The sequence below is a fragment of the Paenibacillus sp. FSL H7-0326 genome (genome assembly GCF_001955535.1).
In the GTDB taxonomy this organism is placed as follows: Bacteria; Bacillota; Bacilli; order Paenibacillales; family Paenibacillaceae; genus Paenibacillus; species Paenibacillus shunpengii.
In genome coordinates, this window is the sequence record NZ_MPVN01000002.1 from 226,482 (window position 1) to 240,110 (window position 13,629).

Consider the following 13,629-nt stretch of genomic DNA (forward strand, 5'->3'; position numbering starts at 1 on the left):
TCGACATTTGTTAACCCATAAATTTTGGAAAAGATTAAATTTACGTAACCAAAATGTAATAATTTCGACAGCTAGTTTCAATTTTACTAGTTTTCTATCTCTTTACTTTATAGATTCGATCTGCGTAAAGTGCGAAAACAAAAAAACCTAACGATCCGTGATCGTTAGGTTGAGTTAGCAGTGTCTTATTAGGGACCTGCCTGACATATAAAATAATCTATTTGGATTACAGCTTCTTGCTGAACCGGTATCCATGTTTCGTAAAGCCAAGATGCTCATAAAAACTGTAAGACGGCTTATGCTGTTCTCGATTGCCTTCGATAATAAGCAGTTTCTGACTGCCGTGCTCGCTTGCCCAAGATTCCGCATGTTCCAAAAGTCTACGGCCAATACCTTCTCCGCGATGCGCTTTGCATACAATCAAAGATGTAATTTGTGCCGCTTGTTCTGGATCTGAATGCGATTGAACACACTGCAGACCTAGCATTCCTACAACCTCTCCATCCATTTCCGCCACCAGCATACAGGTATTATCATTCACCTGGGCAGATTCAATCCTCTCCCGCATAACTCCTGGCGTCGTTGGATAGCTGACCTCATGCATGAGATGTGTAACACACTCTGCATCCTGCTTCTCACATGAGCGAATGGTCAGAACTGGGGCTTCTACATTACTTAACATGGTTTACCTCCACTTTCAGCAAATTTGCGGCCTGTGTTGCCGTTTCGCGTGCTTCTTCTACACTGGTGGCTGCACTAAGTGCAACAGCCATTCTTCTTCCAACCTTCGTCTCAGGCTTACCAAAAATGCGAACCTGGGTACGAGGCAGGGCGAGTGCTTCCGGAACACCTTGAATCGTATAAGATGCTGTAATTTCATCTGCCTTCAGCGTTGCAGATGCGCCTGGTGTCAATAGTTCAACACCCGTCACCGGAAAACCGAGAACTGCTCTTACGTGAAGGGCAAATTCCGATAAATCTTGCGTAACCATCGTTACCATCCCTGTATCATGAGGCCGAGGAGAAACTTCACTGAATACGACCCCTTCTCTTGTCAAGAAGAGTTCTACGCCAAACAAACCATACCCACCAAGCTCATCGGTAATACGCTTAGCGATATGCTGTGCTTGGACCAACTGTTCCTCGTTCATGAAATGGGGCTGCCACGATTCTACATAATCTCCATCCTTCTGTATGTGTCCAATGGGGGGACAAAATACAGTACCAGATGAGGAACGAACCGTAAGCAGCGTGATCTCGCTCTCAAATTCAACAAAAGCTTCTACGATGACACGTGTTGCTATAGCCCTTGCTCCTTCTAGTGCAGCATTCCAGCTTGCTGATGCCTCCTCTGGAGCACGGCATACTGTTTGCCCCTTACCAGAAGAGCTCATGAGCGGTTTGACTACACAAGGCGTGCCGAGTTCTTGCACTGCCTTCTCTAGTTCTTCCAGACTATCAGCAAAACGATAAGCTGCCGTAGGCAAGCCCAGCTCTTCAGCTGCTAACCGGCGTATACCTTCACGATCCATCGTCAGTCTAGTTGCTCTTGCAGTAGGTACAACCCGAAATCCCTCTTGTTCAAGCTCCAGGAGTGCCTCTGTGGCAATCGCCTCGATCTCGGGAATGATAAAATCAGGCTGCTCCTTTCGAATCAAATCTTTTAGTGCTTCTGCGTTCAGCATGTCAATACAGTAGGACCTATGGGCGACCTGCATCGCAGGAGCATGGTCATAGCGATCGACAGCAATCGTCTCTACACCCAGTCTTTGTGCCTCTATAACGACTTCTTTGCCCAGTTCACCGCTGCCAAGCAGCAGCATTTTTTTGGTTTCTGCCGAAAAAGGAGCACCCCACATTTTCTCTCTAATCCCCCTACCTGAGAAATCTATATCTATTTCTCTATTTTCGGGGAACTTGAGACATAATGCAAGAGTGCTCGACTTATTTCTTGTGAATATTACATGGAAATTTTAAATTTCGCGAATAAAATTTACAAAAATCTGAACTGCGCTTCGATCAAACCATTGTAAATCCCTTGTTTTTGGATAAGCTGTTCATGATTTCCTTGTTCTTTAATTTCACCGTGATCAAGCACGATAATATTGTCCGCATTACGAATGGTGGACAAGCGATGGGCTACCATAAACGATGTTCTTCCTTCAAGCAATACCTTCAGCGCATCTTGAATCTTAAGCTCGGTTTCGGTATCAATGCTCGCTGTCGCTTCATCGAGTATGAGTATCCGAGGATCCGCAAGGAGTGCTCTGGCGAAGGACAGCAGCTGTCTCTGTCCCATGGAGAGAACGTTGCCTCGTTCCTCCACTTCCGTTTCGTAGCCTCCAGGCAGTTTCATGATGAATTCATGTGCATTGACGGCTTTGGCAGCTGCCTCGACTTCCTTATCTGTCGCATTCAATCGTCCGAACCTGATATTATCACGGATCGTGCCTGAGAATATAAACGTATCCTGCAGCACAATACCAATCTGACTGCGCAGGCTGCGGATCGTAATATCCCGAATGTTATAACCGTCAATGGTCAGCTTGCCCTCCGTTACATCATAGAAGCGGCTCAGCAGATTGATGATTGTACTCTTTCCTGATCCCGTATGACCAACTAGAGCGATCGACTGACCTGCCTGGACATCAAGGTCAATTCCCTTGAGAGCCTGCCGTCCCTTCTCATATTCAAATATGACGTTCTCAAACTTAATATTCCCTTGGATCGTCGGAATCGGCTTCGCTCCTGGTTTATCAGCAATGCCCGGCTCTTCATCCATGAATTCAAAAATGCGTTCAGAAGATGCCATCGCTACAAGAAGCTGATTGTACATTTGACCCAAGCGGTTAATCGGATCCCAGAAGTTGCCGACGTAGTTGGCAAAGGCAACAAGAAGCCCGATGGTTAGCTCTCCTTCTTGAATTAAATAAGCACCAAACCAGAACAAAATGAGGGAACCAACTCCGCCCGTAATTTCAATCAGTGGACCAAACGCTTGGTTCATCGTGGAAGCACGGTTCCAGGATTTACGGCTCGTCATGTTCATTTGATCAAAGAACTTCATGTTCTCTTCTTCTTGCGTATAAGCTTGGGTTACACGAATGCCTTGAATAGATTCATTCAAGTGGGAGTTGATACGTGAGTTCTTCATACGCACGTCCTGCCATGCCCGCCGAATCTTCACCCGTAATTTCGTAGAAATAAAGAACATGAGCGGTACTGTCAGAACGACGGCAAGACCCAGCTTCCAGTTAATAAACATCAGAATGACAATAATTCCGACGAGCTGAACACAGTCAATCAGCAGATTGACTACCCCGTTCGTAAACAGATCCTGAAGCGAGTTAATGTCGTTTGTAATCCGGACCATAACCGAGCCCGCCGGCCGTTTATCAAAAAACGAGAAGGAAAGCTTCTGAATATGCTTGAACAGATCCGATCTTAGATCGTAAATTACCCGCTGACCAATGATATTCGTATATTTGATCCGGATTGTGGCTGCTACCCATTGGATAATATAGAGAAGCAGGATACCACCTGCGATCCAATACAGCAGCGTCAGACTCGGACTGCTTCCATCCGTCGGAGCGATCGCCCTGTCGATAGCCAGACTGGTAAGATAAGGAACGGTCAATTTTGTAATTGTTCCTAACACCATCATGACAATAACAATCGGAAGCAGCTGTTTGGCGTAAGGTTTCATGTAGGAAAAGAGTCGTGAAAACTGACCCCAGTTAAACGGTTTTTCAATGACTTCATCGTCCTGATAAACAAAGCGCTCCTGTGTTTTCTTCTCTTTCACACCAGGAATGTTTTGTTTTTCGACAGCTGCATCGTTACTCATGTGTCACCTGCTTTCCAGGCGCCCGTTTGATGCGGGCAATATGATCTGCGTATTGAATATGATATACATCTTGGTATTGTCCAGGAGAGCTGATGAGCTCTTCATGTGTGCCCCGCTGAACGACACGGCCTTCATTCAGCACAAGGATCTCATCCGCATGTCGGAGCGAAGAGATACGATGGGCGATAATAAAGGTCGTTCTTCCCCGCATCACTTCCTGGAATCCGGACTGAATTTCATGCTCGGTCTCCATATCCACCGCGCTGGTTGCATCATCGAGGACAAGAATCTTCGGATTCAGCAGCAGCGCTCTTGCGATGGCGATCCGCTGTTTCTGTCCTCCGGACAGCCCCATTCCGCGCTCACCAACAACAGTATCGTAGCCTAGCGGCATCTCCATGATGAAATCATGGGCTTTTGCCAGCTTGGATACACGAATAATTTCATCCATCGACACATCCTTCATGCCGTAGGCAATATTGTTTCGGATACTGGAGGAGAACAAGAAGGTTTCTTGAAAGACCGCCGCAATCTGACTGCGCAGGCTCTTGATATTCATATCATTAATGTCTATTCCATCAATCTTAATCGTTCCACTCGAAATGTTGTAGGCTCTCATAAGCAGCTGGATAATCGTCGATTTACCTGATCCGGTGCCTCCTAGAAACCCGACCACTGTTCCTGGAGGTGCATCCAGATTGATATCCACAACAGCAGGAATTTTGTTACCATAGGCAAACGTAACATGATCGAAGGTGACATGCCCTTTGACCTGCTCCGGCACCAGTGTAATAGGATCTTCTCCATCCTGTACGTCAATGGGCTGGTTTAGCAGCTCAAGCACGCGTTCACCAGATGCTTTGGACTGAGTATAGTTATTGATATGAAATCCGATGTTCCACATCGGTCCGATTATGTACCAAATTAAACTAAAGAAGGCAACAAGCTCACCTAGTGTCAGCTCCTGATGGATGACGAGTCTTCCTCCGATAACAAGCAGCAGAACAACACTGAGGGATGCCAGCAGCTCCATAACTGGGAAGAATTTGGCCCACAGTGAGGAGGCGAATATTTGATTCGATTTGTAGCGTTCGTTGCGAAGAGAGAACTTATCTACTTCGTAAGGCTCTCGGGCAAAGGATTTAACGGTACGTACTCCGGTAATGTTCTCTTGGACAGCGGTTGTCAGAGAGCTCATGGCCAGCCGCATTTCCTGAAATGCGGGGTGAATCTGGGTTTCAAATTTCAAGGCGACAATGACCAGTACAGGCATAAAAATGAGGGTAAGTAATGTCAGCTGCCAGTTGATGGAGATCATCATAACGGCTCCAAAGACTACCATGAGCACCATATTGAGAATCTGGGCAAATCCAAATCCAATAAAGTTACGAATTGCCTCCAAGTCTCCGGTTAACCGTGACATCAGGTCACCCGTCTTGGCCGTATCATAGTAACGGAAAGACAAGAATTGCAGCTTCTCATAGCATGCATTCCGCAGACGATAAGCCAGGTAGTTCCCTAGTCTTGCACCAAGAAATCCGTGTAAAAATTGAAATGATGCTTTGATGATTACTACACCTAGTACCGATAGGGCAAGCATGGGAACGTATTCATAATTCCCGGGGGTAATGACATCATCAATCAGCACGCGTAGAAGGTTCGGGTACACGAGCCCGAGTGCAGTGGCAATGGCCAAACACAGAATAGACATAAACATCAAATTCCGTTTAGACCAGAAGAAGCCCTGCAGCTGCCTGAGAACATCCATGTTTCTCCTCCTCAAAAATCTTACTCATCTTGTATAAAATCTTATGAACATTAATGAAGTTTATCACCGGCTTAAACCCCCGGCAAAGCGAAAAAGACCTCATTTTCAGGCTTCTTTTGGTTTGAAAGGGCAATATCAGGAAATAATGGGCAACTCTCAATTAAATAGTCGGATATTCTCAGCTTAGCTAGGTGATATCAACATAAAAGCATCCCTTTTCGGTTGCCCCGAAAGGAGGGATGCTTCTCAAGGTAATAAACAGTTTAAAATAAACTTTCCTGGACTTGAGTTAATTGTGAGGCCAGCTCTTCCAGTGTACGGATATCACTTGCATATTCCAATGCACCGATCAGACCAGCGATCTCCTCGGACCACTGCTCTTCCATTCGTTCTTTATGATCCATTAGAGAGGCACGAGTTAAATTCTGAAAGTACGTAATCAGATGCGCTTCGTTGTGTTCAAGCTCCTGAAGAAGAAGAGCTTTTAATTCCGGCTCCAATGCCGCCTGGAGCTGTTTCCTCCCAGGACCTTCGAAAAAGTGCTTTGGATTTTTGAAATATTTCCAGACATTTTTCCAAGCAATCGGCTCTTTCACATCGGTTCGTTTGAGTGTTGGTGTGTCCCAATGCCCTGTAACTTCGGAATACACTTGAATTCCATCCGATATTTCCGCGAGTCGTTTGCTTGTTCGTTCTGCTTCCTCTTGGGTCAGCCGCTGACCCTTGCTCTCCATCCGCAGCGTTGTAGCCAGCAGCTCCTGCTCAATTTCGAGATACAGTATTCGCAGAAGCTCTCTTCCCGAGGCATGGAATATCCCTTTAAGATCGCCTTGGTCTTCTCTCAATACAGATGGATGAAAAGCTTCAGACATAAACTCAGACATCCGGTAGCTGATACGCTGTCCGACATGGAATAGCAGCTCTTTCATTTCCTGGGCAATTTCCGCATCCTTGTTAGATGAGCCATAAGCCGATAATAGCTCAAGTCCGTGCTGTTTGATATCCGTCAGTTTCTGCTTGCGGGCCAGGCGCTCCGCTTCTCCCTGACGGGCATCACGAATCCACTGCTCTACACGCTGTCGAACATGACCGACTTCCTTGCTGGCTGCATGGATTGCAAGATCAGGGAGCTCATCCCCCGCAAAATGACTAAAGGCACGTTCAAATACAGTGAACCGAGATGCATCCAGCTTGGCTTCATCACCTTGCTGTTTGGCTTGAAGCGCCATCAGACTGGATACCGGATAGACCTTAGGAACGCGTACACCATTATGCTGCAGCTGGTTTGTAACATGCTCCTTAACCAATTCCAGCTCTTCCTCCGAGGATGCCAAGTCTGCTGCATTGATGACAAAAAACATATTATCCAGTGATTTGGCATCCTTGACTCTTCCAAGCTGATTTAGAAACTGCCTGTCACCTTGTGAGAAAGCATGATTGTAGTAAGTGACAAATACGAGAGCATCCGCATTTTTCATATAATTAAAGGTTACACCCGTATGTCTCGCATTGATGGAATCCGCCCCAGGCGTATCGACTAATATAATTCCCTGCGAGGTCAACTCACAGTTATAGTACAGATCAATTGAGTCCACGAAACAGGACTTCTGCTCCTCTGCCACATAGGCACGGTATTCGTCCATGCTGGCAATCCAGGCACTTCCAAGCCTAGGTTCTGCTTCATCGTATCCAGCAGCTGCTGCCTTAAGGAAGCTGTAGTGAGGTCTTCCTGCCGGGTGTACCTGCTGGGGAGTCAGCGCAGCAACCTTTTCTCTCCAGGAAAGCTCTTCGGCCTTCCCGAGTCCAAGCAGATCAAAAGAGAAGGTCAGGTCCTGCCATAAGGCATCATGGGTCTTCATCGCAACCCGGGCCGTCCGGTGTGCCGCCCCTTCGGCCGGCGCCATAATCCGGTTGATCGCCGCGGTCGTTGGATGCGGCGATACCGGCAGCACCGCTTCGCCAAGCAAGGCGTTGGCGAAGGAGGACTTCCCGGCGCTGAAGGCACCAAACAGCGCCAGGGTGAAGGTACCGCCCGCAAGAGACGCTGCGCGGGCGGTGAGCCCCCGTACCGCCGATTTCATGGCGGTATACGGGGCTGCAAGGGCAGCCGCCTGCGTAAGGCCGGCTGCCGCAGCGGCTAGCCGCTCGTGCCTGCGAGCGGCTAAGGGCGCATGCGCGAGCCTCGTGCGGGGCTCGCGTGCTGCGGCCGGAATATCAGCCGATGTGGACATGGCTGATATTCCGGCCGGGGCTGTGCCGAGATTCTCTGGCACAGCAGGGTCTGGGACCGCAGGCAGCACACCTGCGGTCAGCTGGTCTTTTGCCGGCAGCAGAGCCTGCACGGCAGCGGACATCGCGGCGATCTCCTGCTCGATCGCCGTTAACGCCTCGGCTGCAGCGAATTGTTTGCGGAGCTCTTCCAGCTCCCTTAACAACACCTCATGCTGATTTGCAGCCCGCGACTTTAAGCCCTCCAGCAGCTGTTCAGCAAGCTCCAGTGCAGACTTGCGATACCTTGCAATGAGCTCGGCTCGAAGCTCTTTACAATAATTCAGCACATACTCACCCGTTACGGTTCCGTCTGGAGTACTTTTCGAGGTGATTAGCCCTTCATCGATACTGTACAGCTGTTCATCCAGCTTCTGATCCCACTCCTCATTCCACAGCTCGTGTGCGTTGCCTAATTGACGCAGCATCGTTCTCAAATGGAATGCCGCTTGACCTTCAGCCTGCTTGCTGAACAAGGACCAGAAATGATTGAAGCGTTCCTGCTTCTCCTGTTCTGTCTTGCCTGCCGAAAAAAGAAATCCCACCTTAAAGCCAGGGCGACGGCTCTCGATATACTTACCGGCAGCCTCTCTGACATCAGCAGGCGTCAAATTCGCGTTCTGAAGCAGACGATCCACTTCTTCTCGAATCCGGTTGAGTTCAAGCTGCGGGAGCTCCGTGACAGCCTGGATTTCCTGTTCAATCGCCTCCTTGCGGGCGGTAAGCCTCGCGGCGCCTTCTTCTCCACCGAGCTCTGTCAGGAGCCTTGCTTTACGCTCCTCTCTTCCATCCTCATATCTCATTAGAAATTGTTTCGATATATGGATCGCAGAGGATGCCAGGCTGTGATTCAACAGCTCGGTTCGAATAGACAGGAGCTCCTCAATAACGTTCGGAAGGACACATAGCTGGTTATATGGGTGTTCAGGCTTTCGTAAAGTGGTAAACAACAGCCCAGCATAAGAGACTTCCCATGCATTAAATGCAGCTTCTACCGCAGCCCGGTACTCACCAAAAGACAGCTCCTCATCTCGATGCTTGTCGATCTGAGTGACGATGAGATAGAGCGGCTTGCCCCAATCTGACAGACTTTTCGCAAAAGAGAGATTATTCTCGGATTGAACATGGTTATAATCCATCACATAGAACACCGCATCCGCCAAATGCAGTGCTGAATCAGTCGCTTGCTTGTGAGCGCCATCCGTGGAATCCACTCCAGGCGTATCCAGCAGAACTGCTCGTTCCTGGAGCAGCTTTACGTCCTCCCACACTTCAATATAAGCATATTGCTCTCCGTTCTTGCAGTATTCGTCCAGCTCATCAGGTGACACCGTAATGGGATCCGGACTCGCAGCATTCACCGCATCGATGTTTTGGTTAGGATGATCCGAAAGCTCGCCTCGATTCGATATGGGTGCAGTTCGATGAATCTTCGCTTGCCTCGGACCATTCCGGATGGCTACGACATTTGCACTTGTCGGCACCGGACTCGAAGGCAGCACTTTTTTGCCGCATAAGCGGTTAATGAGACTTGATTTTCCTGCCGAAAAATGTCCGCAAAAAGCCAGGGTCAGTTCACCCTCCTCCGCCTTTCCCTCAAGATCAGCAATTGACGCTGCAGCTTTCGAATCATCATGGTCTAGGAAGAGCTTCTGCAAATCTTGTAAACGCATACGCAAATCGTCGTTCTGTCTCTTTACACTCGTCAGCATGTCCTCTAAAGACTCCTTCTCTTCATCTCGTTAAATATGTATATTTTATCACTGACCTTGATAGAAATGAACCATCGCGGCTCAAATTGTTCTTCATACCAAATAACCGGACACCTAGTGAAAGGTGCCCGGTCAATGTATAATCTGTTGCCTATAGCTGCTCAGCTATTGAATAGCTTAAGCTTTAATCGTTTCGTTATACCGCATTTTCCATCGCAGGAAGCAGGATTTCGAACACTTGTCCATGCTGAAGAATGGTAATATTTCTGCTCTTATCCTTCATAACAACTACTTCAGGCTTCTGAGACATGCGCTCCAAGTAATGCTCAGGTACATCTCCGGAATGACTCACTGTGATGCCCTCGATTTCTTTTTCTTCATTTTCGCTCATTTCAGTTGAAACGATCTCTTCAAAAATATCAGAAAAAGCTTCAAATTGGTCAGTATACACGGAAATACATTTCATGATTAACTCATCCTCTACTATTCATTTGCAATTTTTTTAGGTAAAGCAGATGAACTACGTTCCTTATCTTTCCTGATTTGGGACGTTTTCATACGCTTCTTGCCCTCTCGGCATACATCGAGAAGCGGGCACACCTGGCATTTGGGAGCCTGTGCTTTGCAGTGGTATCGACCGAAGAAGATCAAACGGTGATGCGTAAGCGTCCATTCATCCATTGGAACTCTCTTCATCAGCTTTTTCTCGACCTCAAGCACCGAATCCTTCCAATTCACCAATCCCAACCGTTTCGATACACGCTCAACATGGGTATCTACCGCTATGGCCGGGACTCCGAATGCGTTTGAAACGACCACATTCGCTGTCTTACGGCCCACTCCCGGCAGCAGAACCAGCTCATCATGCTTGCTAGGAACTTCTCCTCTGTACTGTTCAATTAGAATCCGGCACAAATTTTGTATATGCTTTGCCTTGTTCCTGTACAATCCGATTCTCCGAATATCCTGCTCGAGCTCTTCGAGCGGGACGGAGACATAATCCTCCGGTGTTTTGTACTTCTGGAATAGATCGGCTGTCACTTTATTCACAGTCTCATCCGTACATTGTGCAGATAACAATACAGCAATGGTGAGTTCAAACGCGTTGCTGTGGTTCAATTCACAATGAGCGTCTGGAAACATATTTGCGATCGTATCAAGAATGTGACGTACTGTCGCTGCATTCATGAAGAGCTTACCTCCCACAAAAAAAACGTCTTGATACGTTTGGTCCGTATCAAGACGGTCATTCTTTCGCTTGCCGTTTAAAGAAATGACTACTGTTTAGAAATCTCGATAACTACGTTATTGAGCAGATACACTACAATATTATCATTATCTTTGAGAGATTGCACGCTTAAAGTCGTGTCTCCTTCATGAATGTAAACATTTGGTGACAAATTAAAGCGATAGTTATTATCTGTCATGGATGCACGCTTGACCTGTAATTCATTTGCTGCAGCATTGTATTTCCAGAACGTTTTGCTGAGCGGTGTCAGCACCTGGAATACAGGTGTTCCATCAGCATCCTTAGTCACAATGACATGGTCGCCTTCAATCAGTGTACTCATGTTGCTCGATGTAGTACCGTTCTTTACAACCTTCACTTTACTTCCCGCATTTATCGTCTCATTTGAACCAGTCGTTGTCTTATAGGTTACAACTCCACCATTAATGGAACTAATTTCGCCCCATATTTGCTTAACTACAGATACAGCCGTTGGAGAAGAACCATCAAAAGATACGTTAATCAGCATCCCCTTCTGAAGATCCGAAGGCTTAATGACTGCACCGTTATCATTCGTGATCGGTAGACTATCCACATATATGGAGCTCGTTACGCCGTCTTTTTTCACTTCTGCCCGATAATTTGAAGTATTCAGTGATACGACCTCAAATTGAGCGGCCGATTTGACATACAATTTGCTTAAGTTGTCCTGATTGCTGCTAAGCATTGCTGTCACCTGATCTCCTATACTTACATCAGACAAGGACGCCGAAGCTTTGCCATATAATTCAACTGTTGGTGTTGATTGATATGGAATGCTGATGGTTTGCCCATTAGATTGAATCAGCTTTACTATCTTGGAGGAGGTATTGATCTCCGACACCGTACCTTCGTATTTGTACACAATGCTAATGGAAAGCGCACGTGTACCAATCGTGGTTAAGTTCACTTTTCTTCCGTCCGTCAAATAAGGCTCAATTCCGGATAACGTCGGCTTGGTGCTGTTGTAATCTACTTTTGTTGCATCATTTAGTGTAAACACATGCGGCTTCTGGTTAGAATCAAGCACCGTCAGTAATTTGGTCTTGCTGTTATAGGATACAACCGTAACCATATTCAGCGGCTCCATCTGGCGATTAAGCACTTGGATCTTGGTCACTTGATCCTCTGCATTCAGTGTAAGCTCTACTTCATCTCCAGAGGTTTTGTCAGCAAGTAAATCTGTAAGCTTTGGAGTATCGATCCCACTGATTACGATTTGCGGATCTGGTGCAAGCAGCTTTACTTCAAGCGAGCCGTTTCGATCGTAAGTAATGGTTGATAGATTTGAGCCCAGCTCATAGAGGGTTCCACGCACTGTACGTTCGACACCGGCTGTAACCTCAATGGATTGGGTAACGCTGTCTTTTATGGAATACTTAATCACAGTTCCTGCTTTAAGCTCCGTTAACGCTACAATCTCGTTATGATAACGAATGACGGTCGTTCCTTCTTGCACCTTTAACACATCCGTAGTACCCGTGCTGTTGAGTACAGTCACCGTGCTTGCAGCTGAATCAATAGATTGAATGGTACCTTCTGCCGATTTGTTCACCATCCCGGATTTAACTTGTACAACAACCGGATTTTTGGCAGAGGTAAAGGTTTCCCGCTGTAATTCAACGATGCTGCCTGCGGTAATATCCTCTGGCTTGATGACTTGTCCATTCTGATCATAAAACACGGTAAGGTCTGTAAATGCAAACTCTTGATACGTATTCCCCGTGAACATCCATAATTTGCTGCCGGTTAGACGTTCAAAGCTTCCCTCGATGACTTCAACTTGAGGTGTATCACTCATGCTCTCCACATAAGCCGCATTGGAATTAGAACCTGACACAACGATTTGTGTGTACAGCTTAATGTCAGATGGTGCGATTTTGGATGAAGATGAACTATTATAAAACGCTGTAGCTGGATTCACTGTAAAGCTTACATACTCACTGCCTGTGTACAAAGTTAATTTGCTGTCTGTTCGTTCGGTTATGTATCCTTTGTACTGATTGTCATACTCATAATCGGTGTATTCACTTCCGCGGTTGAAAAACGCAGTTATTTCTGCTCTTGTTACAGTGCCTTGCGGATTAAATTTGTTACCTGTTGTTCCTTGCGCAATCTCAAGCTCTGCTGCCAGATTGACATAAGGCTTATTCGCTGCCGTAATTAGGCTGTCATCAGCAAAGCTCGAATTCGCATTTCCTCCAGCGTTTGCTTCGGCTTCTTTACCAATGGCTCTGATAACAAGCTTCGCGATCCATTCTCTCGAAGCTGCCTGTTGTCCCCAAATTTGCTTTTCTAAAATCTCCTTGCTTTCCTCTGCTTCCTCTAAGAGGCCCAGTTCAAAAGCAAGAGATACATAGGATTTGGCATACTCACTCGTGCTAATGCCTTCAGGTAATTTAATGCTGCTGCCAGCAGGCAGGTTGGATTTCTGGTTCATGAATCGAATGGCGATCGTCACAGCTTCCTGCTTGGTTACTGCATCTCCTGGTCTAAACAGCCCTCTGTCTCCCACCAAGATGTCTAGGGATGCAAGCTTGTATATATGCTTTTCGGCCCAGTATCCGCTCTTTACATCGCTGAATGCGCCTTGAGCCGCCGTTGTTACAGCAGCGGGAGCGGTGTCAGCTCCCGCTGCTCCCGCACCGGCACTCAGCGCCATCAGACTGGCGAGCATGGCAGATACCATTTTTTTGGAATGCTTGGCATTGATATTGCTAGGTTTGAAAGTCAAGATTACTTCTCCTCTCTATACGTGCACATCAAT

The 13,629-nt window shown here is 47.0% G+C and carries 8 protein-coding genes; all 8 read right to left on the reverse strand.

What is annotated here, in order from left to right; translation table 11 throughout:
* Nucleotides 1–226: 226 nt before the first annotated feature.
* A complete protein-coding gene (locus tag BK126_RS11670; protein WP_076312834.1) occupies nucleotides 227–682 on the reverse strand; it encodes a GNAT family N-acetyltransferase in 456 nt (151 codons plus the stop codon).
* Complete coding sequence (purT, locus tag BK126_RS11675; RefSeq protein WP_076312835.1) at nucleotides 672–1,859, reverse strand: formate-dependent phosphoribosylglycinamide formyltransferase; 1,188 nt, start codon at nucleotides 1,857–1,859, stop codon at nucleotides 672–674. The genes BK126_RS11670 and purT overlap by 11 nt, the downstream gene beginning before the upstream one ends.
* 134 nt (nucleotides 1,860–1,993) lie before the next feature.
* Nucleotides 1,994–3,847, reverse strand: a complete 1,854-nt coding sequence (locus BK126_RS11680) for an ABC transporter ATP-binding protein (RefSeq protein WP_076312836.1) — start codon at nucleotides 3,845–3,847, stop codon at nucleotides 1,994–1,996.
* Nucleotides 3,840–5,615 (reverse strand): ABC transporter ATP-binding protein, encoded by a 1,776-nt coding sequence (locus BK126_RS11685; protein ID WP_076312837.1) that lies wholly within the window; start codon nucleotides 5,613–5,615, stop codon nucleotides 3,840–3,842. Before BK126_RS11685 ends, BK126_RS11680 begins: the two co-directional genes overlap by 8 nt.
* Nucleotides 5,616–5,878: 263 nt before the next feature.
* The gene (locus BK126_RS11690; protein ID WP_076312838.1) at nucleotides 5,879–9,595 is read right to left on the reverse strand and encodes a dynamin family protein; all 3,717 of its coding nucleotides are present in this window, start codon (nucleotides 9,593–9,595) and stop codon (nucleotides 5,879–5,881) included.
* Between the two features lie 196 nt (nucleotides 9,596–9,791).
* The gene (locus BK126_RS11695; protein WP_047911189.1) at nucleotides 9,792–10,061 is read right to left on the reverse strand and encodes a hypothetical protein; all 270 of its coding nucleotides are present in this window, start codon (nucleotides 10,059–10,061) and stop codon (nucleotides 9,792–9,794) included.
* Between the two features lie 17 nt (nucleotides 10,062–10,078).
* Nucleotides 10,079–10,783, reverse strand: coding sequence for an endonuclease III (gene nth / locus BK126_RS11700; RefSeq protein WP_076312839.1), 705 nt, complete (start codon nucleotides 10,781–10,783; stop codon nucleotides 10,079–10,081).
* Nucleotides 10,784–10,872: 89 nt separating this feature from the next.
* On the reverse strand, nucleotides 10,873–13,596 hold the full coding sequence (locus BK126_RS11705; protein ID WP_083655863.1) for an S-layer homology domain-containing protein: 2,724 nt from the start codon (nucleotides 13,594–13,596) through the stop codon (nucleotides 10,873–10,875).
* Nucleotides 13,597–13,629: the final 33 nt, after the last annotated feature.

Excerpts from the sequence above, each read along its gene's own strand:
- BK126_RS11670 (WP_076312834.1), bottom strand. The coding sequence starts at position 682 with ATGTTAAGTAATGTAGAAGCCCCAGTTCTGACCATTCGCTCATGTGAG.
- purT (WP_076312835.1), bottom strand. The coding sequence starts at position 1,859 with ATGTGGGGTGCTCCTTTTTCGGCAGAAACCAAAAAAATGCTGCTGCTT.
- BK126_RS11680 (WP_076312836.1), bottom strand. The coding sequence starts at position 3,847 with ATGAGTAACGATGCAGCTGTCGAAAAACAAAACATTCCTGGTGTGAAA.
- BK126_RS11685 (WP_076312837.1), bottom strand. The coding sequence starts at position 5,615 with ATGGATGTTCTCAGGCAGCTGCAGGGCTTCTTCTGGTCTAAACGGAAT.
- BK126_RS11690 (WP_076312838.1), bottom strand. The coding sequence starts at position 9,595 with ATGCTGACGAGTGTAAAGAGACAGAACGACGATTTGCGTATGCGTTTA.
- BK126_RS11695 (WP_047911189.1), bottom strand. The coding sequence starts at position 10,061 with ATGAAATGTATTTCCGTGTATACTGACCAATTTGAAGCTTTTTCTGAT.
- nth (WP_076312839.1), bottom strand. The coding sequence starts at position 10,783 with ATGAATGCAGCGACAGTACGTCACATTCTTGATACGATCGCAAATATG.